A 24,870-nucleotide genomic window follows, 5' to 3' on the forward strand; every position below is an offset into this window, starting at 1 on the left:
GACAGCCATGCGTTTTCGGCATGGCGAAAGCCTTCCCTGCATGTTAGCCTGCCTCAAATCGGTGGGAGAACTGATCTCCCTCGCTGTCCGCCAAGAGACGCCAACAGGGAGTGATGCATGGCCACCGCCACCAGAAAAGCGCCTGCCAAATCCAAATCAGACGGCAAGATGCCGGGCCTTTCCACCCCGAAGCCTGTTGAATTCACCAAAGACCAGGAGCTTGCCGCCTACCGGCACATGCTGCTCATCCGCCGCTTCGAGGAAAAGGCCGGCCAGCTTTACGGCATGGGCTTCATCGGCGGTTTCTGCCACCTCTACATCGGCCAGGAAGCGGTCGTTACCGGCATGAAGATGGCGCTGATCGACGGCGACCAGATGATCACCGCCTATCGCGACCATGGTCATATGCTGGCCATGGAGTTGTCACCGCGCGGCGTCATGGCCGAACTGACCGGGCGCCGTAGCGGCCTGTCGAGAGGCAAGGGCGGCTCCATGCACATGTTCTCCAAGGAGAAGCATTTTTACGGCGGCCACGGCATCGTCGGCGCGCAAGTGTCGCTCGGCACCGGCATTGCCTTCGCCAACCGCTATCGCGGCAACAACAATGTGACGCTGACCTATTTCGGCGATGGCGCGGCGAACCAGGGCCAGGTCTACGAAAGCTTCAACATGGCCTCGCTGTGGAAGCTTCCGGTGATCTACATCATCGAGAACAACCGCTACGCCATGGGCACCTCGGTCTCGCGCTCGTCGGCCGAGACGGATTTCTCGCACCGCGGCGCGTCCTTCAAGATTCCAGGCATCCAGGTCGACGGCATGGATGTGCGCGCTGTAAAGGCAGCCGGCGACCTCGCCGCCGAATGGTGCCGCGCCGGCAACGGGCCGCTCATTCTCGAAATGCAGACCTATCGTTACCGCGGCCATTCGATGTCGGATCCGGCAAAATACCGCTCCAAGGAAGAAGTGCAGAAAATGCGCTCCGAACGTGACCCGATCGAGCAGGTCAAAGCGCGGCTGCTCGACAAGAAATGGGCAAGCGAGGACGAGCTCAAGGCCATCGACAAGGAAGTCCGCGACGTTGTCGCCGACGCCGCAGAATTTGCCCAGAACGACGCGGAGCCGGATCCGTCCGAGCTCTGGACCGACATCGTACTTTAACGAGAGGGCAAGGACATGCCGATCGAAATTCTCATGCCCGCCCTCTCGCCGACCATGGAAGAGGGTAATGTTTCCAAGTGGTTGAAGAAAGAGGGCGACAAGGTCGCGGCGGGTGACGCCATTGCCGAGATTGAGACCGACAAGGCAACGATGGAAGTCGAAGCCGTGGACGACGGCACGCTTGCCAAGATCGTGGTTCCTGCCGGCACCGAAGGTGTCAAGGTCAACACGCTGATCGCTGTGCTGGCCGTCGATGGCGAAGACATCGACGAGGCAGGCGAAGGTATCGGCGAGGAGGCTGTTGAGGCGCAAGCAGCAGCGCCCGCTGCCGCTCCGGCCCCCGCGGCTGCTGCGGCCAAGAGCGAAGCGGCAGCACCTGTTGCCGCTGCGCCCAGGTTGGAAATTGCCGCCGATCCGGACATCCCGGCCGGCACCGAAATGGTCTCGACCACAGTGCGTGAAGCCTTGCGCGACGCAATGGCGGAGGAAATGCGCCGCGACGGCGACGTCTTCGTCATGGGCGAGGAAGTCGCCGAGTACCAGGGCGCCTACAAGATCACACAAGGCCTGTTGCAGGAATTCGGTCCGAGACGCGTGGTCGACACGCCGATCACCGAGCACGGCTTTGCCGGCGTTGGTGTTGGCGCGGCGATGGCCGGCCTGAAGCCGATCGTCGAATTCATGACCTTCAACTTCGCCATGCAGGCGATCGACCAGATCATCAATTCAGCCGCCAAGACGCTCTACATGTCCGGCGGCCAGATGGGCGCCCCGATCGTCTTTCGCGGCCCGAACGGCGCTGCTGCCCGCGTCGCCGCGCAGCATTCGCAGTGCTATGCCGCCTGGTACAGCCATATTCCTGGATTGAAGGTGGTGATGCCTTATACCGCCGCCGACGCCAAGGGTCTGCTCAAGGCGGCGATCCGCGATCCGAACCCGGTCATCTTCCTCGAAAACGAAATCCTTTACGGCCACTCCTTCGACGTGCCGAGGATGGACGATTTCGTGTTGCCGATCGGCAAGGCGCGCATTCACAAATCCGGCAAGGACGTGACCATCGTCTCGTTCGGCATCGGCATGACCTACGCGCTCAAGGCGGAGGCGGAGTTGCGTGGCATGGGCATCGATGCCGAGATCATCGACTTGCGCACCATCCGCCCGCTCGACTTCGACACGATCATCGCCTCGGTCAAAAAGACCAATCGCCTCGTGGTGGTCGAGGAAGGCTTTCCGCAGAACTCGGTCGGCGACCATATCGCCAATCAGGTCTCACAGCGCGCCTTCGATTTCCTCGATGCACCGGTCATTACAATTGCCGGCAAGGACGTGCCGATGCCCTATGCGGCGAACCTCGAAAAGCTGGCGCTGCCCAATGTCGGCGAGGTCGTCGAGGCGGTCAAAGCCGTCACGTATCGCTGAGCAGGGCGGGAGGACAAAATGCCGATCAACATCACCATGCCGGCGCTGTCGCCCACAATGGAAGAGGGCAATCTTTCCAAGTGGCTGGTCAAGGAAGGCGATAAGGTTTCGCCCGGCGACGTGATTGCCGAGATCGAGACCGACAAGGCGACGATGGAAGTCGAAGCCGTCGACGAGGGCACGGTCGCCAAGCTGGTGGTTCCGGCCGGCACAGAAGGCGTCAAGGTCAATGCGCTGATCGCGGTGCTGGCTGCCGAGGGCGAGGATGCTGCTTCTGCCGCCAAAAGCGGTGATGGCGCTGCGCCGGCCAAGGCTGAGGCTCCGAAAGCGGAAGCCCCCAAAGCTGAAACATCAAAGCCCGAAGCGTCGAAGCAGGAGCCTGCCGCACCTGCGCCTAAGGCGGAAGCGGTGCCGGTCGCCAACGGCCACGCAAGCGGTGAGCGCATCTTCGCCTCGCCGCTGGCCCGGCGCATTGCCAGGGAAGCCGGCGTCGATGTCGCGGCGCTGACAGGCTCCGGCCCGCATGGTCGCGTGGTCAAGGCCGATGTCGATGCCGCAATTTCCAGTGGCGGCGCCAAGGCGGCACCAGCAGCAAAAGCGGCGCCCGCCGGCACTCCGGCACCTGCGGCCGCAGCACCCAAGGCGATGTCGGACGAGCAGGTGCTCAAACTGTTTGCCGAAGGCTCCTACGAGCTGGTCCCCCACGACAATATGCGCAAGACCATTGCGCGGCGGCTGGTCGAAGCCAAGACCACCATCCCGCATTTCTATCTGACGCTCGACTGCGAGCTCGACGCACTTCTGGCCCTGCGCACGCAGATCAATGCGGCCGCGCCGGTGAAGAAGACCGAGAAGGGCGAAACGCCGGCCTACAAGCTGTCGGTCAACGACATGGTCATCAAGGCTCTTGCCATGGCGCTGATGGCGGTTCCGGATGCCAATGCGTCGTGGACAGAAAACGCCATGATCAAGCACAAGCACGCTGATGTCGGCGTTGCCGTATCGATCCCCGGCGGCCTGATCACCCCGATCATCCGGCGTGCTGACGAAAAGACGATGTCCGTCATCTCCAACGAGATGAAGGATCTTGCCGGCCGCGCCCGCAGCCGCAAGCTGAAGCCGGAAGAATATCAGGGCGGCACCACGGCGGTGTCCAATCTCGGCATGTTCGGCATCAAGGATTTTTCTGCCGTCATCAACCCGCCGCATGCGACGATCCTGGCGGTCGGCGCCGGCGAGCAACGCGCGGTGGTCAAGAACGGCGAGATCAAGATCGCCACGATCATGTCGGTGACGTTGTCGACCGATCACCGCGCCGTCGACGGTGCGCTCGGCGCCGAGCTGCTCGTCGCCTTCAAACGCATGGTCGAAAACCCGATGGGCATGCTGGTTTAAGAGAGGGGAACAGGGCGGTGCGGAAATTCTTCACCAGCCTTTTTGCCTTCTTTCTTTCCGGTTTGGCGGGCGGATTGGTGGCGCAGTGGCTCGCCGTCGCCACCAATGCCGACGTAGAGTACATCCTTGTGTTCATGATCTCGGCTCTCGTCATCGTCCTCGTGACGGTCGCGTTCTTCATCGCACAATTCATGTCGGACCCACGACGGGCAACAAAGCTGACCGCGACCATAGGGGTAGCGTTTTTTGTTCTCGTTGGAGTTTTCCTGATCGGCTGGACTTTCTCCCAGCCCCCAGGCAAGAGCCAGTGGTCGGGCGATCTTCCCATAGTCGCCGGTCTCGTCCTGCCAGGCATCGCTACGGTGCTGGTCCAGTGGCTTTTCGTGCGCTGGCGATTGGCGCGCTCGCAACCAGGTTTCGGCGGGGCAGGCACATGAAGACGGTCCTCTGCTACGGCGATTCGCTTACCTGGGGCTATGACGCGGCAGGCCTTGGCCGGCATCCGCTGGAAGATCGCTGGCCGAGCGTGCTGCAGGCGGCATTGGGCAGCGGCGTCGAGGTCATCGCCGAAGGCCTGAATGGCCGAACCACCGCCTTTGACGATCACTTGGCCGGAGCGGACCGCAATGGCGCAAGGCTGTTGCCAACCATCCTGACGACGCATGCGCCGATCGACTTGATCGTCATCATGCTCGGCGCCAACGATATGAAGCCGTGGATTCACGGTAATCCGGTCGCGGCCAAACAAGGCATGCAACGCCTGATCGATATCGTGCGCGGTCACGATTACCCGTTCGATTGGCCGGCGCCGCAGATCCTGATCGTCGCGCCGCCCGTAGTCAGCCGCACGGAAAACGCCGAGTTCAAGGAAATGTTCGCCGGCGGCGATGACGCATCAAAGCGGCTGGCGCCGCAATATTCCGCCCTTGCCGACGAGGCCGGCTGCGGCTTCTTCGATGCCGGCACGGTGGCCAAAACCACGCCGCTCGACGGCGTCCACCTGGACGCGGAAAACACGCGGAACGTCGGGCAAGCGCTGGCGCCGCTCGTGCGCCTCATGTTGGAATTGTGAAGGAGAAAGCCGTGGCTGAGAACTACGACGTCATCATCATCGGCTCCGGCCCCGGCGGCTATGTCACTGCAGTGCGTTCGGCCCAGCTTGGCTTCAAGACGGCGATCGTCGAGCGCGAGCACTTGGGCGGCATCTGCCTCAACTGGGGCTGCATTCCGACCAAAGCGCTGCTGCGCTCCGCCGAGATCATGCACTATTCGGATCATCTGAAGGACTACGGCCTGAAGATCGATGGCAAGGTCAGCGTCGACACAGCCGCCGTCGTCGATCGCTCGCGAAAGGTCTCGCTGCGGCTCAACGGCGGCGTCAGCTTCCTGATGAAGAAGAACAAGGTCGACGTCATCTGGGGCGAAGCCAAGCTGACCAAACCTGGCGAGATCGTCGTGTCGAAATCGTCGAAGAAGCCGATGGAGCCGCAGCCGCCGGCGCCCAAGGGCGTCAAGGGCGAGGGCACCTATAGCGCCAAGCACATCATCCTGGCGACCGGCGCCAGGCCGCGCGCGCTGCCTGGCATCGAGCCTGACGGCAAGTTGATCTGGACCTATTTCGAGGCGATGGTGCCGAAAGAGATGCCGAAATCGCTGCTGGTGGTGGGCTCGGGCGCCATCGGCATCGAGTTCGCCTCGTTCTACCGCACCATGGGCGCCGAGGTGACGGTGGTCGAACTGCTGCCGGCTGTGATGCCGGTCGAGGACGCCGAGGTCTCGAAATTCGCGCAGAAGCAGTTCGAGAAGCAGGGCATGAAGATCATCCTAGAAGCCAAGGTGACCAAGGTCGAGAAGGGCACTAACTCGGTCACCGCGCATGTCGAGATGAAGGACGGCAAGGTCGAGAAGATCACCGCCGATCGCATGATCTCGGCCGTCGGCGTACAAGGCAATATCGAGAACCTCGGCCTCGAGACGCTCGGCGTGAAGACGGACCGCGGTTGCGTCGTCGTCGACGGCTACGGCAAGACCAATGTGCCGGGCGTCTACGCCATCGGCGACGTTGCCGGACCGCCGATGCTCGCCCACAAGGCCGAGCATGAGGGCGTGGTCTGTGTGGAAAAGATCGCCAATTTCCCCGGCGTGCATGCCATCGACAAGCTGAAGATCCCGGGCTGCACCTATTGCAATCCGCAAGTCGCCTCGGTCGGACTGACGGAAGCCAAAGCGAAAGCCGACGGCAAGGACATCCGCGTCGGCCGCTTTCAGTTCGCGGCAAACGGCAAGGCGATTGCGCTCGGCGAGGACCAAGGCTTCGTCAAGACCATTTTCGACAAGAAGACCGGCCAGTTGCTGGGTGCCCACATGGTCGGCGCAGAAGTAACCGAACTGATCCAGGGCTTCGTCGTGGCGATGAATCTGGAGACCACCGAGGAAGAGCTGATGCACACGATCTTCCCGCACCCGACGCTGTCGGAGATGATGAAGGAGAGTGTACTCGACGCCTATGGTCGCGCACTGAATGCATGATAAATTAGTTGGGGCGAGTCTCACACGGAAGACACAAAGGAACTCGACGGCAGAGCAATTCGTTTCGCAGGCATCATCCATCATACAAGGAGAGGGCATATGGAAATGAACGGCGTGGGCTGGGTTGCAGCCATCATCATCGGCGGCCTGGCGGGATGGCTCGCCGAGATGGTCATGAAGAGCAATACCGGCATCCTCATGAACATCGTTCTCGGCATTGTCGGCGCAATCGTGTTGAACGCCATCTTGCAGGCCCTGAACATCGGCATCTTCGGCGTCGGCTGGATAGCCTATCTGATCACCGGCTTCATCGGTGCCTGCATTCTGATTGCGGTCGGACGACTGGTGCGCCGCTAACCTCTGTCGGCACTTGCTATGCGAAAAAGGCCACCGCGGCATGCGTGATCGCGGCCTTTTTCTTTTCGCCGAAAAGTCCTAGATGACGTGGGTAGAGCGAGCGCTGGACAAGCGCTTGCCAATGAGCCGGGTTTCACATGGTCACCGTCCTCGACACGATTGCCAATGCGCCGCGCCTGCGGCATCCTGAAAAGGCGCACAAGCCGGATCAGGACGTACTGCGCAAGCCTGACTGGATCCGCGTCAAGGCGCCGATGTCGAAAGGCTATGCCGAGACGCGCGAAATCGTGAAGTCTCACAAACTGGTGACGGTTTGCGAAGAGGCGGGCTGCCCCAATATCGGCGAGTGCTGGGAGAAGAAGCACGCCACCTTCATGATCATGGGCGAGATCTGCACGCGGGCCTGCGCCTTTTGCAATGTCGCCACCGGCATCCCGACCGCACTCGATCCCGACGAGCCGGCGCGTGTCGCGCATGCGGTCAAGCAAATGGGCTTGAGCCATGTCGTCATCACCTCCGTCGATCGCGACGATCTCGCCGATGGCGGGGCCCAGCATTTTGCCGATGTCATCCGTGCGATCAGGGCAGCAACCCCGTCGACGACGATCGAAATCCTGACGCCCGATTTCCTGCGCAAGGACGGTGCACTGGAGATCGTCGTGGCGGCCAAGCCGGACGTTTTCAACCATAATCTCGAGACCGTTCCGTCGAACTATCTGACTGTTCGGCCGGGTGCGCGCTATTTCCACTCGATCAGGCTCTTGCAGCGGGTCAAGGAACTCGACCCCTCGATCTTCACCAAGTCCGGCATCATGGTCGGCCTTGGCGAGGAGCGGAACGAAATCCTGCAGCTGATGGACGATTTGCGTTCGGCCAATGTCGACTTCATGACCATCGGCCAATATCTGCAGCCGTCGAAGAAGCACCATCCGGTGATCCGCTTCGTCACGCCGGAGGAATTCAAGTCCTTTGAGACGATCGGCAGGACCAAGGGCTTCCTGCTGGTAGCGTCGAGCCCACTGACGCGCTCGTCGCACCATGCCGGGGACGACTTTGCCAGGTTGCGCGCGGCGCGCGAAGCGTTTCTCAGGAAGTCCGCCTAACACACTGGTTTCATGCCACAATTCGAAGCCCATCGCCGCGTCGCGCATACGCCGGAACAGATGTTCGCTCTGGTTGCCGATATCGAATCCTATCCGCAATTCCTGCCGCTTTGCGAGGCACTTACGGTTCGTTCGCGCAAGGAACGCAACGGACGCACCCTGCTCATCGCGGACATGAGCATCGGCTACAAGGCGATCCGCGAGACTTTCACCACGCAGGTGCTGCTGAAGCCTGACGAGAACGCCATCGACGTCAAATATATCGACGGCCCGTTCAAATATCTCAGCAATGTCTGGCGCTTCGACCCGGCGGACGGCGGCGGTTGCAACGTCTGTTTCTTTATCGATTATGAGTTCAAGAGCCGCATTCTGGGTGCGCTCATGGGAACCATGTTCGACCGCGCCTTCCGCATGTTCTCCGAGGCGTTCGAGAAACGTGCCGAAATCATCTACGGCGCGCCATCGACAGCCTGATCCGCGGCGAGCGCGCGCAGACCCAGTTCAAGCGCATGTCGGACCGTCTCCCGGCGAATGAAATCACGGCCCTTGTCGGCGAACAGCTGGCATTCGCTGACCACCGGCCGGCCAGCCACGGCAACGCCGAACCAGACCAGGCCGACAGGTTTCTCCGCCGAGCCGCCGCCCGGACCGGCGATGCCAGTCACCGCCAGCGCGAGACCGGCCGGCGAATGCGCCAAGGCCCCGGCCGCCATCTCCACCGCAGTCTCGCGCGAGACCGCGCCGTGCGCTTCGAGCGTAGCGGCCGAGACGCCGAGCATCTCGGTCTTGGCCTGGTTGGAATAGGTGATGAAGCCGCGATCGACCACCGCGGAAGAGCCGGCGATGTCGGTCAGCGCGGCGATGATCATGCCGCCGGTGCAGCTCTCCGCCGTCGCCAGCATGATGCCGCGCTGCTGGCAGGCCTGAAGCAGGGCATCTGCGAGATCGCTATTGCTCACTCGGGGACATCCCCTGGAAATACAACGCTGGCGGTCGCGATGGCCGCTATGCCTTCCTCACGGCCGACGAAGCCGAGCTTCTCATTGGTTGTCGCCTTGATCGAGATGCGGTCGCGCGAAATTCGCAGCATTGCAGAAAGCGTTTCGGTCATGGCCTCGCGATGCGGGCCAACGCGCGGCGCCTCGCAGATCAGGGTGATGTCGGCGTTGGCGATGCGCCCGCCGCCCTCGCGCACCAGCTTCACCGCGTGTTCGACGAAGATGCGTGAAGCGGCCCCTTTCCACTGCGGGTCGGAGGGCGGGAAATGCGTGCCGATGTCACCGGCGCCGCAGGTGGCCAGCAGGGCGTCGGTCAAGGCATGGAGACCGACATCGGCATCCGAATGGCCGGATAACTTCCTGTCGTGTGGAATGGCGACGCCGCACAGGGTGACATGGTCGCCGGGCTCGAACGCATGCACGTCATAGCCATTGCCGGTTCGGATGTCGGGAAAACGTGGGGCGCTGGAAAGCCGCTGGTCCGCCATTGCAATATCCCGTGCCCAGGTCAGTTTGACATTGTCCGGCGAGCCGGGAACGATCTTCACCGGAATATGCGCCCATTCGGCGATTGCCGCATCGTCGGTAAAATCCGCCTTGCCCAGATGATGAGCCTTTTCGTGCGCGGCCAGGATCGGCCAGAACGGAAAGCCTTGTGGTGTTTGTGCGGCATGGAGCCCGGCCCTGGACACTGTTTCGCCGATCATGCCTTCGGCCGTTTCGCGCTTCAGCGTATCGGCAACGGGCAAAGCAGGCAGCGCTCCCTGGCGCTCTTCAATGGCGGCGATCGTACGGTCTATCAGTTCCGCATCGACAAACGGCCGAGCCGCATCATGGATCAGGACCCGGCCCGGCGCATGGCTTCTCAACGCCAGCAGTCCAAGCCGGACGGACTCCTGGCGTGACGTACCGCCGATCACCGCGACGACACGGTCGGCGTTCGCGCCGGCGGCGCGGCGGAAAAGCGCGTCGTCTTCGGCATGTATAGCAACGACGACAGCTCCAATTTTCGGATGCGTCAGAAAGGCGTCGAGCGTGCGTGCGATAACGGCGCCGCCGCCAATCTGCTGGTACTGCTTCGGCCCCTTGGCCTGTCCGGCGCGCGCGCCGCGGCCGGCGGCAACGATGACCACCGCGACCTTGTCGTCCGCAGCTTGCTTTTCGTTGACATCTCTCATGCCGAGACGCTTAGCGCATGATCCCGAAAAGTGATATCGCTTTCGGAAGACCCAGGATTGATGCGGTGCGGCGATCCGTATTTTCCCAAATGCGCCTTAATATCACGACATTGCGCGTTGCACATTGCCATCATTCTGGCTAGAGAATGTGCAGCAACCGAAGGTGCTTGGTTTTTGTGCATGCCTGATGTGACCAAATTGGCTTCGCCGCTGGATGTGGGTGGCGTGAGAATCCACAACCGCGTGTTTCTCGCGCCGATGTCGGGCATCACCGACGAACCGTTTCGGCAGCGCGCCCATGCGCATGGCGCCGGGCTGGTTGTTTCGGAAATGGTGGCGAGCGGGGAGCTTGCAAAGGGCAGGGCTGGCTCGGGCCTGCGCATCCGTCATTCCGGGCTGCCTGTCCACATGGTCCAGCTTGCCGGCCGTGAGGCGGTGCACATGGCCGAGGGCGCGCGAATCGCAGCCGGCGAAGGCGCCGACATCATCGACATCAATATGGGCTGTCCGGCCAAGAAGGTGACGGGCGGCTATGCCGGTTCGGCACTGATGCGAGACCTCGACCACGCGCTGTCGCTGATCGAAGCGGTAGTCGGCGCGGTCGACGTGCCGGTCACGGTCAAGATGCGGCTCGGCTGGGACGAAGGCGCGCTCAACGCGCCGATGCTGGCGCGACGCGCTGAGCAGGCCGGGGTGATGATGGTGACGGTGCACGGCCGCACGCGTTGCCAGTTCTATCAGGGCACGGCCGACTGGCGTGCCATTGCACGCGTCAAGCAGGCCGTCTCGATCCCTGTGGTTGCCAATGGCGATGTCGGCTCGCCGGCGGAGGCTGCGTCGATCCTCGACCAGTCCGGCGCCGACGCGGTGATGATCGGCCGCGCGCACTATGGCGCGCCTTGGACGGCCGGCAGCATTGTAGCGGCCGCGCTGGCCGAGCCGGTAGCCGGCATGCCGGCCAGCCCGCAAGCGCTGGGCGACTACGTCATTGGCCATTACGAAGACATGCTGACGCTCTATGGCGTGGAAAGCGGATTGCGCCAGGCGCGCAAGCATCTCGGCTGGTATCTCGACCGCCACGCCGCGACAAGCGACGACCGGCGCAAGGCCATACTCACGTCCTTCGAGCCTGGGCGTGTCGTTGCCTTGCTGCGCGACGTATTTTCAAGCGCTCCCGAAGCGGCGAACCTGCGGAGTGCGGCATGAACGCCACCGTCACACAGAGCACGGATATGGCGGACGCCGCGCATATTGTGCTCAACACCATTCGCCGGCCGGTGATCATGGTCGATCCGCAAGGCTTCATCACCTTCGCCAATGCCGATGCCGAGGATTTTTTCCGTTCGAGCGCCACGATGCTCGCGCGCAATACGCTGCACAAGCTCATTCCTTTCGGCAGTCCGCTGCTGACGCTTGTCGACCAGGTGCGCGAGCGCCGGGCGCCAGTCAACGAATACCGGGTGGACGTGTCGTCGCCGCGGCTCGGCATCGAGAAGGTGGTCGATCTCTACGTCGCGCCTGTGACGGAATTTCCAGGCTCCGTCGTGGTAATGTTCCAGGAACGCTCAATGGCCGACAAGATCGACCGGCAGATGACGCATCGCGGTGCGGCGCGCTCGGTCACCGGCCTTGCCGCGATGCTTGCCCATGAGATCAAGAACCCGCTGTCGGGCATTCGTGGTGCCGCGCAGCTGCTTGAACTGTCGGCGTCCGACGAGGATCGCGCACTGACCAGGCTGATCACCGACGAGACCGACCGCATTGTCTCGCTGGTCGACCGCATGGAGGTGTTTTCGGACGAGCGGCCGATCGACCGCTACCCCGTCAACATCCATGTCGTGCTCGACCATGTCAAGGCAATCGCCAAGAACGGTTTTGCCAAGAGGATCAAGATATTAGAGGATTATGATCCATCATTGCCTCCGGTCTTTGCCAATCGCGACCAGCTCATCCAAGTATTCCTCAATCTGGTAAAAAATGCCGCCGAGGCGATCGGCAGCGATCCGCAGGGCGAGATCATGCTGTCGACCGCCTTCCGCCCGGGCATCCGTGTTTCCGTGCCCGGAACGCAGGACCGCGTGTCGCTGCCATTGGAATTCTGCGTGCGCGACAACGGTTCGGGTGTCTCCGAGGATATCCTGCCGATCCTGTTCGATCCCTTCATCACCACCAAGCCGAACGGCTCCGGTCTCGGTCTGGCGCTGGTCGCAAAGATCGTCGGCGAGCATGGCGGCATTATTGAATGCGAATCGACGCCGCGCGGGACCACCTTCCGTATCCTGATGCCGGCGTGGAAAGAAACTCAGTTTGGCACCGACGACGACGGTGAAGGAGACCGCAAATGACCGTTCGCGGCAATATTCTCGTCGCTGACGACGATGCGGCCATCCGCACAGTCCTCAACCAGGCGCTTTCGCGCGTCGGCCACGACGTGCGTGTCACCTCCAATGCTTCGACGCTGTGGCGCTGGGTTGCGGCGGGCGAGGGCGATCTGGTTATCACCGACGTTGTCATGCCTGACGAGAACGCCTTCGACATGCTGCCGCGCATCAAGAAGGCGCGACCGGAACTGCCGGTCATCGTCATGAGTGCGCAGAACACGTTCATGACTGCGATCCGGGCCTCCGAAACCGGAGCCTATGAATATCTGCCGAAACCGTTCGACCTGACGGAGCTGCTCAACATCGTCAACCGCGCGCTTTCCGAGCCGCGGCGGCCCAAGATCGATACGCGTGCCGACGAGCCGCCTGAAACGATGCCGCTGGTCGGCCGCTCGGCGGCCATGCAGGACATCTACCGCATGCTGGCGCGCATGATGCAGACCGACCTGACGGTGATGATCTCAGGCGAATCGGGTACCGGCAAGGAACTGGTGGCGCGCGCGCTGCATGAATATGGCCGTCGTCGTGGTGGCCCCTTCGTCGCCATCAACATGGCGGCGATCCCACGCGACCTGATCGAATCGGAACTATTCGGGCACGAGAAGGGCGCCTTTACCGGTGCACAGAACCGCTCCACTGGCCGTTTCGAGCAGGCCGAAGGCGGCACGCTCTTCCTCGACGAGATCGGCGACATGCCGATGGAAGCGCAGACGCGGCTGCTGCGTGTGCTGCAGCAGGGCGAATACACCACGGTCGGCGGCCGCACGCCGATCAAGACCGACGTGCGCATCGTCGCCGCTACCAACAAAGACCTACGCACGCTGATCAATCAGGGGCTTTTCCGCGAGGACCTGTTCTACCGCTTGAACGTTGTGCCGCTCAGGCTGCCGGCGCTGCGCGAGCGATCGGAGGACATTCCGGACCTCGTCCGGCACTTCTTCAAGCTCGGCGCCAGCGAAGGCCTGCAGACCAAGCGCATTTCCACCGGCGGCATCGAGCTGATGAAGCGCTACCCATGGCCCGGTAATGTGCGCGAACTCGAAAACCTCATCCGCAGGCTGGCCGCACTGTATTCGCAGGACGAGATTTCCGCCGAGATCATCGAGGCGGAGTTGAAGACCGGCGAAAGGCCTGTCGTTCCAGGTGGCGGCAACCTCATTCCCGACGACCTTTCCATCGGCCAGGCGGTGGAGCATTTCCTGCAACGCTATTTTGCCTCGTTTGCCGGCGACTTGCCCCCGGCCGGGCTCTATCAGCGAATCCTCTCCGAGGTCGAATACCCGCTGGTCCTCGCCTCGATGACCGCAACGCGCGGTAACCAGATCAAGGCCGCCGAATTGCTGGGGCTCAACCGCAACACGCTGCGCAAAAAGATTCGCGAACTCGGCGTCAACGTCTACAAATCGTCCAGGCAGGTCTAGACGAATCCCTTTACGAGCGCTTTCCAGGGGATCGATTGCCGAAAGATTTCCGTCTCGGCCACACTTGTTGCATAATCGCCACAATGCGTTGCATACATCCGACGCAATTACTGGCTCTAGACGGCGACATGGCCCTGCACGCACCGACACTGAGCAAATCGCTTTTCAGCAATACGGGCGCGCGAGACGGTCGCCGGCTGCTCGCGCTGCCGGGCGTGATCGCCGTTGCCGGTGCGCTGGTGACGGCGGCGATCTCCTTCGCCATTCTGGTCGGCGCGACGCCGATCACGCCCGACGCGAGGACGACGCTGGCGCTGATTGCGCTTAATGCGGCGTTCGTCCTGTTTCTGATCTTGCTGGTCGGCCGCGAGGTGCATCGCATTCTGATGGCACGACGGCATGGCAAGGCTGCGTCGCGCCTGCATGTGCGCATAGTGGCGATGTTTGCGCTAGTCGCCGCCATCCCCGCGATCATGGTGGCGATCATCGCGTCGATCACGCTCGACATCGGCCTCGACCGCTGGTTCGAGATCCGCACCAAGACGATCGTCAATTCGTCGTTGTCTATCGCTGACGCCTATGTGCAGGAAAACGCGCGAAATCTTCAGGGCACGACGTTGTCGATGGCTTACGACCTCGACGCTTCGCGCACGCTTTATGGCCTCGATCGTACCGGTTTTCTCGACCTCATGAACAAGGAGGCGGTGGGACGCTCGCTGGCGCACGCAGCACTCATCAAGCCCGATGGTTCCTTCGTTATGAGCGCCAAGACCGACGCGGACTTTGCCATGCCGGAGCCGCCTAAGGGCGCCGTGGCAAGCGCTGCCGACGGCAAGCCGGTGCTGATAGAACCGCGCACCCGCAACATCATGGGTGCCATCGTCAAGCTGCGCGAGATCGACGGCCTCTATCTCTACACCATCCGCCTCGTCGATCCCGAGGTGATCAAGGCGCGGCAGATCGTCAAATCCAACACCGCCGAATATCGCGGTCTCGAAGACAATCGCCGCACCTCGCAAGTGGCTTTCGCGCTTCCCTATCTGTCGCTGACGCTGATCATCATCCTGTCCGCCATCTGGACCGGCATTGCGGTGGCCGACCGCCTGGTGCGGCCGATTCGTCAGCTCATCGGCGCGGCCGATGAGGTCGCTACCGGCAATCTCGACGTAGCCGTGCCTGTCCGCCCCTCCGACGGTGACGTCGCCTCGCTCGGCGACACCTTCAACAAGATGCTGATGGAGCTGAAATCGCAGCGCAACGAGATCCTGTCGGCCAAGGATTTGATCGACGAGCGGCGGCGCTTTTCGGAGGCGGTGCTTGCCGGCGTCACCGCCGGGGTCATCGGCGTCGATCCATATGGGATCGTCACCATCGTCAACCGTTCGGCCGAAACGATGCTGGCCATATCCGCCACGGCAGCGCTTGGGCAGAACCTTTCCGCCGTGCTGCCGCATGTCGGCCGCGTCTTCGAGATCGGCCGCAAATCGGGCAAGCCGGTCTATCGCGAACAGGTCACCTTCTATCGTGCCGGCACCGAACGGACCTTCAACGTGCAGATCACGATTGAAGCCGGCGACGACGGTTCGGAGGATAAATCCTACGTCGTGACAGTCGACGACATTACCGATCTGGTCCAGGCACAGCGTTCCTCCGCATGGGCCGACGTGGCGCGGCGCATTGCCCACGAGATCAAGAACCCGCTGACGCCGATCCAGCTTTCGGCCGAGCGCATCAAGCGCCGTTACGGCAAGGTCATCACCGAGGACCGTGAGGTTTTCGATCAATGCACCGACACCATCATCCGCCAAGTGGAGGACATCGGCCGCATGGTCGACGAGTTCTCGGCGTTCGCCCGCATGCCGAAACCGGAAATGAAGGCCATCGATCTGCGCGATTCGTTGCGCGAAGCCTCGTTCCTGGTCGAAGTGAGCCGCGCCGACATCACCTTCGAGCGCGTCTTCGGCAATGAGCCGCTCAAAGGCACGTTCGACAGCCGGCTGATGGCGCAGGCGTTCGGCAACGTCATCAAGAATGCTGCCGAAGCCATCGACGGACTTGATGCAGAGGATCGTCCGCACGGCATAATCCGGATTCAAGCCGGGCGTCAGAATGGCGCGATTCGAATCGACGTCATCGACAACGGCAGGGGCTTGCCGCGCGAAAACCGGCAGCGCTTGCTCGAGCCTTACATGACGACACGCGAGAAAGGCACCGGGCTTGGCCTCGCTATCGTCAAGAAGATCGTGGAGGACCATGGCGGGCGACTCGAATTGCACGATGCACCAGCGGACTTCCACGATGGGCGGGGTGCAATGATCAGCATCATCCTGCCGGTTGCCGCCACCGTTCCGGTACGCGGCGAGGGCAAGACGGAACACGAAAAAGAAACTGAAAAGGTCGGTAATGGCGTCTGATATTCTCATCGTCGATGACGAGGAAGACATCCGCGAACTCGTCGCCGGTATCCTGAGCGACGAAGGTCACGAAACACGCACGGCGTTTGACGCCGACAGCGCGCTTGCGGCGGTTGCCGACCGGGCACCCAGGCTGGTCTTCCTCGACATCTGGCTGCAGGGCTCGCGGCTCGATGGCCTGGCCTTGCTGGACGAGATCAAGACGATGCACCCGAACCTGCCGGTGGTGATGATCTCGGGCCACGGCAATATCGAAACGGCAGTCTCGGCCATCCGCCGCGGCGCCTATGATTTCATCGAAAAGCCATTCAAGGCCGACAGGCTGATCCTCATTGCCGAACGGGCGCTCGAAACCTCCAAATTGAGACGCGAGGTTTCGGATCTCAAGCTGCGCAGCGGCGAGACTTTCGACCTCATCGGCATGTCGTCGGCAATGAGCCAATTGCGCCAGACCATCGAGCGCGTCGCGCCGACCAACAGCCGCGTCATGATCATTGGCCCCTCCGGCTCGGGCAAAGAACTGGCGGCGCGCGCCATCCACGCACTGTCGGCGCGCAAGAGTGCACCGTTTGTGACGCTGAGCGCCGCCAACATCACGCCTGAGCGTATGGAGATCGAGTTGTTCGGCACCGAATCGAACGGCGTCGAACGCAAGGTCGGCGCGCTGGAGGAAGCCCATCGCGGCATTCTCTACATCGATGAAGTGGCCGACATGCCGCGCGAGACGCAAAACAAGATCCTGCGCGTGCTGGTCGAACAGCAGTTCGAGCGGGTAGGGGGCACCAAGCGGGTCAAGGTCGACGTGCGCATCGTCTCGTCGACCTCGCAGAACCTGGAAGCCATGATCGCCGACGGCCGTTTCCGTGAGGACCTTTATCATCGCCTGGCCGTGGTTCCGGTCATGGTGCCGGGACTGGCCGAGCGTCGCGAGGACATTCCTTATCTGGTCGACAATTTCATGAAGCAGATCGCTCGCCAGGCCGGCATCAAGCCGCGCCGCATCGGCGACGACGCGCTGGCGGTGCTGCAGGCGCATAACTGGCCGGGCAACGTTCGCCAGTTGCGCAACAATGTCGAGCGGCTGATGATCCTGGCGCGCGGCGACGATGTCGATGCGCCGATCACCGCCGATCTCCTGCCTGCCGAGATCGGCGACGTCATGCCGCGCACTCCAAACAAATCCGATCAGCACATAATGGCGCTGCCGCTGCGGGAAGCGCGCGAACAATTCGAGAAGGACTATCTGATCGCCCAGATCAACCGTTTTGGCGGCAATATCTCGAAGACGGCAGAGTTTATCGGCATGGAACGCTCTGCATTGCACCGCAAGCTGAAGTCGCTGGGCGTCTGACAGCCAAACCAGTCGTGGCCCACCCAATTATCGGTTACGGCGGTCTTGGAATCGCATAAGAAAGCTGGACTTCTTTCAGGGATTAGCCATGCCGCGCATTGCGTATGTGAACGGGCGCTACGTCGCTCACGCCGAAGCTTCCGTGCATATCGAGGACCGTGGCTATCAATTCGCCGACGGCGTCTACGAGGTCTGCGAGGTGGCACGAGGCTTCATCGTCGACATGCCGCGCCATCTCGCCCGATTGAACCGCTCACTTGCCGAACTCTCGATCGATTGGCCGATCACGCGCGGCGTGCTGCCGCTCGTCATGCGCGAGGTGGTGCGCCGCAACCATGTCGTCGACGGCCTGGTCTATGTCCAGGTGACACGCGGCGTCGCCAGCCGCGAGTTTTTCTTCCCCCCGGCGGACACGAAGCCGTCGCTGGTGGTGACTGCCAAAAAAGCCGATCCTGCAGCTGCCGCGAAGCGGGCCGAGAGCGGGATCCGGGTTATCACGGTGCCGGAGAACCGGTGGGATCGGGTCGATATCAAGTCGGTCGGCCTACTGCCGAACGTGCTGGCCAAGCAGAAAGCCAAGGAAGCCGGCGCTCAGGAGGCCTGGTTCGTCGATGTCGACGGCACCGTCAAGGAAGGTGGATCGTCGAACGCCTGGATCATCACCGGGGATGGCGTGCTGGTGACGCGGCCGGCCGAGCACGGCATCCTGCGAGGCATCACCCGTACGACGCTGTTCGACGTGGCCGCCAAGCTCGGCCTGAAGATCGAGGAGCGCGGTTTTTCGGTGGCTGAAGCCAAGGCCGCGCGCGAGGTTTTCATCAGCTCCGCGACCACGATTGCCATGCCGGTGGTGGCGATCGATGGCGCTCCCGTCGCCAACGGCCACCCGGGCTCGATAACAGTTTCATTACGGCAGGCCTTTTTTGACGTTGCGGAAAAAAGTCCAGCCTGATAACCGCACAGATGGAATGAACATCAATATATCTCGTTCTGCTTGTCGTTACTGACGGCAACATGGTGTTTGCGTGCTTGACATGTGCCGGCTAATTTGGCGCATTGGCCTGCAAACCGAAGGGGATCGGCGAAAGACAAGAACAATGGCGGAACGATCGCAAAATCTTCAGGACCTGTTCCTGAATTCAGTTCGCAAGAGCAAAAATCCACTCACCATCTTTCTCATCAACGGCGTGAAGCTGACCGGCGTGGTCACTTCGTTCGACAATTTCTGCGTTCTGCTGCGTCGCGACGGCCATTCCCAGCTTGTCTACAAGCACGCTATTTCCACGATCATGCCGAGCCAGCCGGTTCAGATGTTCGATGGTGAGGAAAGCCAGGGCGCCTGATTGGCACGTGAGAAAGACGCGGACCGCAGCGTTCGCGGAAAACCAGCACATCAGACCGGGACAGAGGCCAACGGCCCGACCCGGGCGGTGGTTATCGTGCCGGTGCTTACCCGGCAGCCTCGTGGCGACGACGACACCAACCGCCCCCGCCTGACCCGTTCCGCCGAGGCTCGTCGCGACGAGGCCGTCGGCCTCGCCAGCGCAATCGACCTCGACCTGGTCCACACGGCGGTGGTGACCGTCAACGATCCACGCCCGGCGACCTTGCTCGGCAGCGGCAAGGTGGCGGAGTTCGCTGAGATCGTCAAAGAGGGCCACGCGGAAGTGGTCATTGTCGATCATCCGCTGACCCCGGTACAGCAGCGCAACCTCGAAAAAGAGTTGAACGCCAAGGTGCTCGACCGCACCGGGCTGATCCTGGAGATTTTCGGCGAGCGCGCCCGCACCAAGGAAGGCACGCTGCAGGTCGATCTTGCCCATCTCAACTACCAGAAAGGCCGCCTTGTGCGGAGCTGGACCCACCTCGAGCGCCAGCGTGGCGGCGCCGGCTTTCTCGGCGGCCCTGGCGAGACCCAGATCGAGTCGGATCGGCGTGTGCTGCAGGACAAGATCACCAAGCTGAAGCACGAGCTCGAAACTGTGCGCCGCACCCGCGACCTGCACCGCGCCAAGCGCAAGAAGGTGCCATTTCCGGTGGTGGCGATCGTCGGCTACACCAATGCTGGCAAGTCGACTCTGTTCAACCGGATGACCGGAGCAGGGGTGCTGGCCGAAGACATGCTGTTTGCCACGCTCGACCCGACGCTGCGCCGCGTGCGCCTGCCGCACGGCACGCCGATCATCCTTTCCGATACGGTCGGCTTCATTTCCGACCTGCCAACGCATCTGGTCGCGGCCTTCAGGGCGACGCTGGAGGAAGTGGTCGAGGCAGACCTCGTCATTCATCTGCGCGACATCTCCGATCCCGATACGGCCGCGCAGGCCGAAGATGTCGAGCGCATCCTTGCCGATCTCGGCGTCGATGCCCGCGATAGCAAGCGCGTCATCGAAGTATGGAACAAGATCGACCGGCTCGACGAGGGCAACCGGGCGCGGCTGCTTGCCGATGGTGCTGACGGCAAGAAGGCACCGCCGATCGCCATATCGGCGGTAACCGGCGAGGGCATCGATGCGCTGAAGGCGATCATCGAGACGATGATGTCGGGCGAACTGGAGACGTTCACCGTCACACTCAAGCCCGACCAACTCGGCGTCGTCGACTGGCTTTACCGCAACGGCGACATCGTCTCGCGCGACGACAATGAGGATGGCAGCGTGACCGTCGCGCTCAAGGCTACACACAGCGCTCGGCAGGAGATCGAAAGCCGATTGCGCCGTCAAAACAACGGGTAGAGGCGTTTACTTCGCGCTTTTTGCCTGCTGCCAGAGCGCTTCCATCTCGTCCAGCGTCGCCTCTTCGAGGCTGTTTCCCGACGCTTGCAGCGTCCGCTCGACATAGTGGAAGCGCGACCGGAATTTTTCGTTGGTGCCGCTGAGTGCCGCTTCGGAATCAATTTTGAGGTGCCGGCCGAGATTGACGACCGCAAACAGCATGTCGCCGAACTCGTCCTTGATCGGCGCAGTGTCGCCTTTGGCCAGCGCCTCGCGTAGTTCGCCGATCTCCTCCTCGATCTTGTCGAGGATCGGCGCCGCCTCGCTCCAGTCGAAGCCGACGCGGGCGGCCTTTTCCTGCAGCTTGAGCGCCCGGGTCAGCGCGGGCAGGGCGACCGGCACACTGTCGAGAAAGCCCTTGCCATGGTCTTCCGGGTCGAGCCCACGGGCGAGGCGCGCACTGCGCTTCTCCGCCTTTTCCTCTGCCTTGATCTTTTCCCACATGCCCTTGGCCATGCCGGCGCAGCGCGCCTTGTCGTCGCCGAAGACATGGGGGTGGCGGCGGATCATTTTTGTGGTGATGGCCAGGACCACATCGCCGAATGAAAATTCGCCGGCCTCCTCGGCCATTTGCGCGTGGTAGACCACTTGCAGCAGGAGATCGCCGAGTTCATCCCGCAGATCGTCCAGATCGCCGCGCGCAATGGCGTCCGCCACTTCGTAGGCTTCCTCGATCGTGTACGGCGCGATTGTCGAAAAGTCCTGCTCGATATCCCACGGGCAGCCGGTTTCCGGCGCCCGCAGCGCGGCCATGATCTCGATCAGCCGGGAAATGTCTTTCGAGGGTTTCATCAGGCGAACGCTATCCTGTACCCGGCCGCGCGGCCAACGGCTTCAGACGGCGAGGGCGTCCTGTCCACAGATGGGCGGCCAGACTATGATCCGAAAGTGGAAGCCGGTTTCCCGAAAAGATCCTAGTTAGCAAAAGCATCAGTCGAGCACGGAGACGATCGCCTTGGCGAGCGCATCCATGCCGTCCTCGGGCAGGCCGGCAACATTGATGCGGCTGTCGCCGACCATGTAGATGCCATGCTCGGCGTGCAGCCGCTCGACTTGCGCTTCCGACAGGCCAAGCCGGGAAAACATGCCGCGATGGCTGGCGACGAAATCGAAACGGTCGGAGTTGGACTGCCGGCGCAGCGCCTCGGCGAACTGGACGCGCAGCCGCAGCATGCGCAGCCGCATCTCTTCAAGCTCTGCCTCCCAATCGGAACGCAATGCGGGGTCTTCAAGCACGATGCGCACCGCCGCCGCGCCGTGGTCCGGCGGCATCGAATACATGGCACGTGCCGCCGACAGCATCTGGCCCATCGCCAAATCCGCCTGCGCGCCGTCTTTCGCCATGATCAGCGCTGCACCGACTCGGTCGCGATAGACGGCAAAGTTCTTCGAGCAGCTCGAGGCAACGACCATTTCCGGAACTTTTGCCGCCAGAAGGCGCAAGCCGGCGGCATCCGCATCAAGCCCGTCGCCAAAGCCCTGATAGGCGATGTCGACAAAGGGCACCAGGCCGCGCTCAACGACAAGATCGGCAATGGCAGCCCATTGCGAGATGTCTAGATTGGCGCCTGTCGGGTTATGGCAACAGCCATGCAACAATACGACGTCGCCAGGATTCGCGGTTCTCAATGCATTCAGCATGTCGTCGAAGCGAACCGCACCAGAAGCAGCGTCGAAATAGGGATATTCGCGTGTCTGCAGGCCAGCGGCGCGCATCACCGGCATGTGGTTCGGCCATGTCGGATCCGACAGCCAGACCATCGCGTCGGTGCGGGTCCTTTTCAGCAGCTCTGCTACCAGCCGCAGCGCGCCGGAGCCGCCTGGCGCCTGCGCCGCACGAATGCGCGTCATGTCGGCGACTGGGCCGAACACCAACCTGGCCACCGCCGCGTTGAAGGCGGTATCGCCGGCAAGGCCGAGATAGGTCTTGGTATCCTGGCCCTGCAGCAGCCGCTTTTCGGCTTCGCGCACCGCGCGCATCACCGGCGTCTTGCCGTCGCGATCCCTATAAACGCCGACCCCAAGATCGACCTTGTCGGGACGCGGATCGGCGCGATAGAGACCGATCAAGGCCAGGATCTTGTCGGCAGGCGCGGGCTGGAGATTTTCGAACATCGATAAGGTTCCGTTGGCGGCGGAGTGATACGCAAACCGGCCGTACTTTGCCAGCAGTTTCATATGCGTCAACTCGGCGCCGGTTTGCCTCGAGGGCGGCCGATACTATCTGGCGGGCGAGAGCGGGCCCGATATCTCCCAGGACGAGAACGCGGCGAGCCGTAAGAAAATTTCGGGGAGAGCGGGATTAACATCCCGACCTGCTCCGTAAACAGGACATGAAACGGCCGATGCCACGCTTCGATATTCTGGGACAGCTCGGTTCGCTGCGCCGCTATGCACGCTCGCTGACGCGCGACAGCGCCGATGCAGAGGATCTGGTGCATGATGCGCTGGTGCGTGCCTATGAGCGACGCGGCAGCTTCCGCTCCGGCGGAAATCTTCGCGTATGGCTGCTGTCGATCGTCCATAATGCATTCATCGACGGTCTGCGGTCCCGCAAATCCGAAGCAATGCGCATCGAACAGGCCGGCTATCTCGCCGAGGCGAATGTCCCGGCTCCGCAGGAACATTCGGTCCGTCTGGCGCAGGTGCGCGAAGCGTTTTTCGAATTGCCGGAGGAGCAGCGTTCGGCGTTGCATCTCGTCGCCATCGAGGGGCTTAGCTACAGCCAGGCCGCTGAGGTGAGTGGCGTGCCGCTTGGCACGCTGATGTCGCGCATCGGCAGGGCGCGTGCGGCCCTGCGCGAGATGGAGGACGCGGTGCCGGCACGCGCGAAAGGCCATCTGAAGATCGTCGGAGGTGGATCATGAACCAACTGCGCGATCCCGTGACCGACGCCGATCTCGACGCCTATGTCGACGATCAGCTGGACGTGGCTCGTCGCATCGAGGTCGAGGCGTTCCTTTCGGCCCGCCCGGACGCGGCCGCGCGGGTGATGTCCGACTTACGGATGCGTGACGAATTGCGCGTGGCGCTTGCCGGATCGAAAGGCATGGCGCGGCCCGCGACGGCCGATGCTGCACGGCGGCTGGAGCGGGGATTGGCGCGCGGCCGCGTCCTTGGTGCTTTGCAGCGAGCTGCGGCAGTCGCTGTCTTCGTCGCTGCCGGCTGGCTTGCGAACGGGCTCATCGGACCGATATCGGTGACGGAAGTCGTCGCTTCGACCCATCCGCCGGCCTATGTGGAGGACGCGGTCCGGGCGCACCGCACGACGCTCGTGCGCGAGGCGATGTCGTCGCAACCCGAAGCACCCGGCTACAATGCCGACGAAATCCGCGCCGCGACGGCGATCGTGATGCCATCGCTGCCAGCGGACTGGACGGTCCGTGACGTGCAGATCTATCCATCGCAATTCGGACCGAGCATCGAGATGGCTGTCGAGACGAAAGAGATGGGGCTGGTCTCGTTGTTCGCGATCAGGCCCGGAACATTCGACGTCGTCAAGCCGACCGTCGTTCCCTCGGGCGAAGTTTCCTCGGCTTATTTCCAGATCGGCGAGGTCGCCTACGCGGTCGTCGGACGCAGCGATGTCGGCGGTCTCGATCGCACGGCCGAAGCGCTCGCCAAAACGCTTTACTGATCGACCTGCAAGAAGGAGAACCACATGAACAATCTCGGATATATCGGGGCCGGAGCCCGAGCCGGAGCCGTCTACGATGAAGGCCTGCGCCGGCACATGCTGCGCGTCTATAACTATATGGGCCTTGGCCTCGTCGTTACGGGCGTGATCGCGTTCGTGGTGGCTTCCACGCCCGCCCTTTACGTGCCGATCTTCTCCACACCGCTGAAATGGGTGGTGATGCTGGCCCCGCTGGCCTTTGTGCTCTTGTTCTCGTTTCGGATGCAGGCGATGTCGGCAGCCGGCGCCCAGGCGATGTTCTGGGCATTCTGCGCGGTGATGGGCCTGTCGCTGGCTTCCGTGTTCCTGGTCTTTACCGGCACCAGCATCGCACGCACCTTCTTCATCGCCGCCACCATGTTCGGCGCGACCAGCCTTTACGGGTACACGACCAAACGCGACCTGACGCAGTTTTCGTCGTTCCTGATCATGGGCCTGATCGGCGTGGTGATCGCCAGTATCGTCAATATCTTCCTGGGCTCGACCGCGCTCCAATTCGCGATCTCTGTGATCGGCATCGCCGTCTTCATCGGCCTCACCGCCTGGGATACCCAGACGATCAAGGAGCAGTATGCGGAAAACTTCGGCGCGGAATCACAGCAGAAACTCGCTGTCTTCGGTGCATTCTCGCTCTATCTGAACTTCATCAACATCTTCCAACTGCTGTTGAACTTCACCGGCGAGCGCGAATAGCCGGCGTTGAACCAAGACCGGAG

The 24,870-nt window shown here is 62.3% G+C and carries 24 protein-coding genes; 20 read left to right on the top strand and 4 right to left on the bottom strand.

Annotation, left to right across the window (positions count from 1 at the left end; translation table 11 throughout):
- Positions 1-168 precede the first annotated feature (168 nt).
- From pdhA to NKK47_RS18785, 9 genes are all read left to right on the top strand, one after another.
- Positions 169-1,158, top strand: a complete 990-nt coding sequence (gene pdhA, locus NKK47_RS18745) for a pyruvate dehydrogenase (acetyl-transferring) E1 component subunit alpha (protein ID WP_245274631.1) — start codon at positions 169-171, stop codon at positions 1,156-1,158.
- Between the two features lie 15 nt (positions 1,159-1,173).
- Positions 1,174-2,577, top strand: a complete 1,404-nt coding sequence (locus tag NKK47_RS18750) for a pyruvate dehydrogenase complex E1 component subunit beta (RefSeq protein ID WP_352577847.1) — start codon at positions 1,174-1,176, stop codon at positions 2,575-2,577.
- Positions 2,578-2,595: 18 nt separating this feature from the next.
- Entirely contained in the window at positions 2,596-3,972 is a 1,377-nt protein-coding gene (locus NKK47_RS18755) for a pyruvate dehydrogenase complex dihydrolipoamide acetyltransferase (protein WP_352457498.1), read from the top strand.
- A 17-nt stretch (positions 3,973-3,989) separates the two neighbouring features.
- Positions 3,990-4,409, top strand: coding sequence for a hypothetical protein (locus NKK47_RS18760; protein ID WP_352577848.1), 420 nt, complete (start codon positions 3,990-3,992; stop codon positions 4,407-4,409).
- The gene (locus NKK47_RS18765) at positions 4,406-5,044 is read left to right on the top strand and encodes an SGNH/GDSL hydrolase family protein (protein ID WP_352457496.1); all 639 of its coding nucleotides are present in this window, start codon (positions 4,406-4,408) and stop codon (positions 5,042-5,044) included. Before NKK47_RS18760 ends, NKK47_RS18765 begins: the two co-directional genes overlap by 4 nt.
- Before the next feature lie 11 nt (positions 5,045-5,055).
- Complete coding sequence (lpdA, locus tag NKK47_RS18770; RefSeq protein ID WP_352577849.1) at positions 5,056-6,501, top strand: dihydrolipoyl dehydrogenase; 1,446 nt, start codon at positions 5,056-5,058, stop codon at positions 6,499-6,501.
- Positions 6,502-6,600: 99 nt separating this feature from the next.
- The gene (locus NKK47_RS18775; protein ID WP_023675081.1) at positions 6,601-6,858 is read left to right on the top strand and encodes a GlsB/YeaQ/YmgE family stress response membrane protein; all 258 of its coding nucleotides are present in this window, start codon (positions 6,601-6,603) and stop codon (positions 6,856-6,858) included.
- A 137-nt stretch (positions 6,859-6,995) separates the two neighbouring features.
- Positions 6,996-7,961, top strand: a complete 966-nt coding sequence (gene lipA / locus NKK47_RS18780) for a lipoyl synthase (protein ID WP_352457494.1) — start codon at positions 6,996-6,998, stop codon at positions 7,959-7,961.
- 12 nt (positions 7,962-7,973) lie between these two features.
- Positions 7,974-8,435 carry a type II toxin-antitoxin system RatA family toxin gene (locus NKK47_RS18785; protein WP_352577850.1) on the top strand — a complete coding sequence of 154 codons (462 nt, stop codon included), beginning with the start codon at positions 7,974-7,976 and terminating at the stop codon, positions 8,433-8,435.
- On the opposite strand, the gene NKK47_RS18790 is transcribed toward NKK47_RS18785, so the two are convergent.
- Together NKK47_RS18790 and NKK47_RS18795 are read right to left on the bottom strand one after the other, a co-directional pair.
- Complete coding sequence (locus NKK47_RS18790; protein WP_352577851.1) at positions 8,411-8,920, bottom strand: CinA family protein; 510 nt, start codon at positions 8,918-8,920, stop codon at positions 8,411-8,413. The two genes, NKK47_RS18785 and NKK47_RS18790, sit on opposite strands and share 25 nt — an antisense overlap.
- The gene (locus NKK47_RS18795; RefSeq protein WP_352457491.1) at positions 8,917-10,137 is read right to left on the bottom strand and encodes a bifunctional 2-C-methyl-D-erythritol 4-phosphate cytidylyltransferase/2-C-methyl-D-erythritol 2,4-cyclodiphosphate synthase; all 1,221 of its coding nucleotides are present in this window, start codon (positions 10,135-10,137) and stop codon (positions 8,917-8,919) included. Before NKK47_RS18795 ends, NKK47_RS18790 begins: the two co-directional genes overlap by 4 nt.
- Before the next feature lie 180 nt (positions 10,138-10,317).
- Here NKK47_RS18795 and dusB point away from each other — a divergent pair, with 180 nt between their 5' ends.
- The 8 genes from dusB (at position 10,318) to hflX (ending at position 20,439) form a co-directional block, all read left to right on the top strand.
- A complete protein-coding gene (gene dusB / locus NKK47_RS18800) occupies positions 10,318-11,343 on the top strand; it encodes a tRNA dihydrouridine synthase DusB (protein ID WP_352457490.1) in 1,026 nt (341 codons plus the stop codon).
- A complete protein-coding gene (locus tag NKK47_RS18805; RefSeq protein ID WP_023675075.1) occupies positions 11,340-12,482 on the top strand; it encodes a two-component system sensor histidine kinase NtrB in 1,143 nt (380 codons plus the stop codon). Before dusB ends, NKK47_RS18805 begins: the two co-directional genes overlap by 4 nt.
- Positions 12,479-13,939, top strand: a complete 1,461-nt coding sequence (ntrC, locus tag NKK47_RS18810; RefSeq protein ID WP_023675074.1) for a nitrogen regulation protein NR(I) — start codon at positions 12,479-12,481, stop codon at positions 13,937-13,939. The genes NKK47_RS18805 and ntrC overlap by 4 nt, the downstream gene beginning before the upstream one ends.
- 128 nt (positions 13,940-14,067) lie before the next feature.
- Positions 14,068-16,353, top strand: a complete 2,286-nt coding sequence (locus NKK47_RS18815; protein WP_352457489.1) for a sensor histidine kinase NtrY-like — start codon at positions 14,068-14,070, stop codon at positions 16,351-16,353.
- The gene (gene ntrX / locus NKK47_RS18820) at positions 16,343-17,704 is read left to right on the top strand and encodes a nitrogen assimilation response regulator NtrX (RefSeq protein ID WP_023675072.1); all 1,362 of its coding nucleotides are present in this window, start codon (positions 16,343-16,345) and stop codon (positions 17,702-17,704) included. The genes NKK47_RS18815 and ntrX overlap by 11 nt, the downstream gene beginning before the upstream one ends.
- 88 nt (positions 17,705-17,792) lie before the next feature.
- Positions 17,793-18,656: a D-amino-acid transaminase gene (locus NKK47_RS18825; protein WP_023675071.1), complete on the top strand. Its 864-nt coding sequence runs from the start codon at positions 17,793-17,795 to the stop codon at positions 18,654-18,656.
- A 145-nt stretch (positions 18,657-18,801) separates the two neighbouring features.
- Positions 18,802-19,047 (top strand): RNA chaperone Hfq, encoded by a 246-nt coding sequence (hfq, locus tag NKK47_RS18830; protein ID WP_006202172.1) that lies wholly within the window; start codon positions 18,802-18,804, stop codon positions 19,045-19,047.
- On the top strand, positions 19,048-20,439 hold the full coding sequence (gene hflX, locus NKK47_RS18835) for a GTPase HflX (protein ID WP_352448932.1): 1,392 nt from the start codon (positions 19,048-19,050) through the stop codon (positions 20,437-20,439).
- 6 nt (positions 20,440-20,445) lie between these two features.
- On the opposite strand, the gene mazG is transcribed toward hflX, so the two are convergent.
- Together mazG and NKK47_RS18845 are read right to left on the bottom strand one after the other, a co-directional pair.
- The gene (gene mazG / locus NKK47_RS18840) at positions 20,446-21,270 is read right to left on the bottom strand and encodes a nucleoside triphosphate pyrophosphohydrolase (protein ID WP_352577852.1); all 825 of its coding nucleotides are present in this window, start codon (positions 21,268-21,270) and stop codon (positions 20,446-20,448) included.
- Positions 21,271-21,408: 138 nt separating this feature from the next.
- Positions 21,409-22,593 (bottom strand): amino acid aminotransferase, encoded by a 1,185-nt coding sequence (locus tag NKK47_RS18845; RefSeq protein ID WP_352577853.1) that lies wholly within the window; start codon positions 22,591-22,593, stop codon positions 21,409-21,411.
- A 218-nt stretch (positions 22,594-22,811) separates the two neighbouring features.
- Between NKK47_RS18845 and NKK47_RS18850 the strand changes: the two genes are divergently transcribed.
- Genes NKK47_RS18850 through NKK47_RS18860 form a run of 3 tightly spaced genes read left to right on the top strand, consistent with a single transcriptional unit; the run spans position 22,812 to position 24,847 of the window.
- Positions 22,812-23,345, top strand: a complete 534-nt coding sequence (locus NKK47_RS18850) for a sigma-70 family RNA polymerase sigma factor (protein ID WP_502896504.1) — start codon at positions 22,812-22,814, stop codon at positions 23,343-23,345.
- A complete protein-coding gene (locus tag NKK47_RS18855; protein ID WP_352577854.1) occupies positions 23,342-24,115 on the top strand; it encodes an anti-sigma factor family protein in 774 nt (257 codons plus the stop codon). The genes NKK47_RS18850 and NKK47_RS18855 overlap by 4 nt, the downstream gene beginning before the upstream one ends.
- A 24-nt stretch (positions 24,116-24,139) precedes the next feature.
- On the top strand, positions 24,140-24,847 hold the full coding sequence (locus tag NKK47_RS18860; protein ID WP_352448927.1) for a Bax inhibitor-1/YccA family protein: 708 nt from the start codon (positions 24,140-24,142) through the stop codon (positions 24,845-24,847).
- Positions 24,848-24,870: the final 23 nt, after the last annotated feature.

It is taken from the genome of Mesorhizobium sp. M0019 (assembly GCF_040323975.1).
Lineage (GTDB): Bacteria > Pseudomonadota > Alphaproteobacteria > Rhizobiales > Rhizobiaceae > Mesorhizobium.

Excerpts from the sequence above, each read along its gene's own strand:
- dusB (WP_352457490.1), top strand. The coding sequence starts at position 10,318 with ATGCCTGATGTGACCAAATTGGCTTCGCCGCTGGATGTGGGTGGCGTG.
- hfq (WP_006202172.1), top strand. The coding sequence starts at position 18,802 with ATGGCGGAACGATCGCAAAATCTTCAGGACCTGTTCCTGAATTCAGTT.
- NKK47_RS18755 (WP_352457498.1), top strand. The coding sequence starts at position 2,596 with ATGCCGATCAACATCACCATGCCGGCGCTGTCGCCCACAATGGAAGAG.
- NKK47_RS18750 (WP_352577847.1), top strand. The coding sequence starts at position 1,174 with ATGCCGATCGAAATTCTCATGCCCGCCCTCTCGCCGACCATGGAAGAG.
- lipA (WP_352457494.1), top strand. The coding sequence starts at position 6,996 with ATGGTCACCGTCCTCGACACGATTGCCAATGCGCCGCGCCTGCGGCAT.
- NKK47_RS18795 (WP_352457491.1), bottom strand. The coding sequence starts at position 10,137 with ATGAGAGATGTCAACGAAAAGCAAGCTGCGGACGACAAGGTCGCGGTG.
- NKK47_RS18765 (WP_352457496.1), top strand. The coding sequence starts at position 4,406 with ATGAAGACGGTCCTCTGCTACGGCGATTCGCTTACCTGGGGCTATGAC.
- NKK47_RS18855 (WP_352577854.1), top strand. The coding sequence starts at position 23,342 with ATGAACCAACTGCGCGATCCCGTGACCGACGCCGATCTCGACGCCTAT.
- ntrC (WP_023675074.1), top strand. The coding sequence starts at position 12,479 with ATGACCGTTCGCGGCAATATTCTCGTCGCTGACGACGATGCGGCCATC.
- NKK47_RS18785 (WP_352577850.1), top strand. The coding sequence starts at position 7,974 with ATGCCACAATTCGAAGCCCATCGCCGCGTCGCGCATACGCCGGAACAG.
- NKK47_RS18775 (WP_023675081.1), top strand. The coding sequence starts at position 6,601 with ATGGAAATGAACGGCGTGGGCTGGGTTGCAGCCATCATCATCGGCGGC.
- NKK47_RS18815 (WP_352457489.1), top strand. The coding sequence starts at position 14,068 with ATGGCCCTGCACGCACCGACACTGAGCAAATCGCTTTTCAGCAATACG.
- pdhA (WP_245274631.1), top strand. The coding sequence starts at position 169 with ATGCCGGGCCTTTCCACCCCGAAGCCTGTTGAATTCACCAAAGACCAG.
- NKK47_RS18860 (WP_352448927.1), top strand. The coding sequence starts at position 24,140 with ATGAACAATCTCGGATATATCGGGGCCGGAGCCCGAGCCGGAGCCGTC.
- mazG (WP_352577852.1), bottom strand. The coding sequence starts at position 21,270 with ATGAAACCCTCGAAAGACATTTCCCGGCTGATCGAGATCATGGCCGCG.
- NKK47_RS18845 (WP_352577853.1), bottom strand. The coding sequence starts at position 22,593 with ATGTTCGAAAATCTCCAGCCCGCGCCTGCCGACAAGATCCTGGCCTTG.
- NKK47_RS18825 (WP_023675071.1), top strand. The coding sequence starts at position 17,793 with ATGCCGCGCATTGCGTATGTGAACGGGCGCTACGTCGCTCACGCCGAA.
- NKK47_RS18850 (WP_502896504.1), top strand. The coding sequence starts at position 22,812 with ATGAAACGGCCGATGCCACGCTTCGATATTCTGGGACAGCTCGGTTCG.
- ntrX (WP_023675072.1), top strand. The coding sequence starts at position 16,343 with ATGGCGTCTGATATTCTCATCGTCGATGACGAGGAAGACATCCGCGAA.
- NKK47_RS18805 (WP_023675075.1), top strand. The coding sequence starts at position 11,340 with ATGAACGCCACCGTCACACAGAGCACGGATATGGCGGACGCCGCGCAT.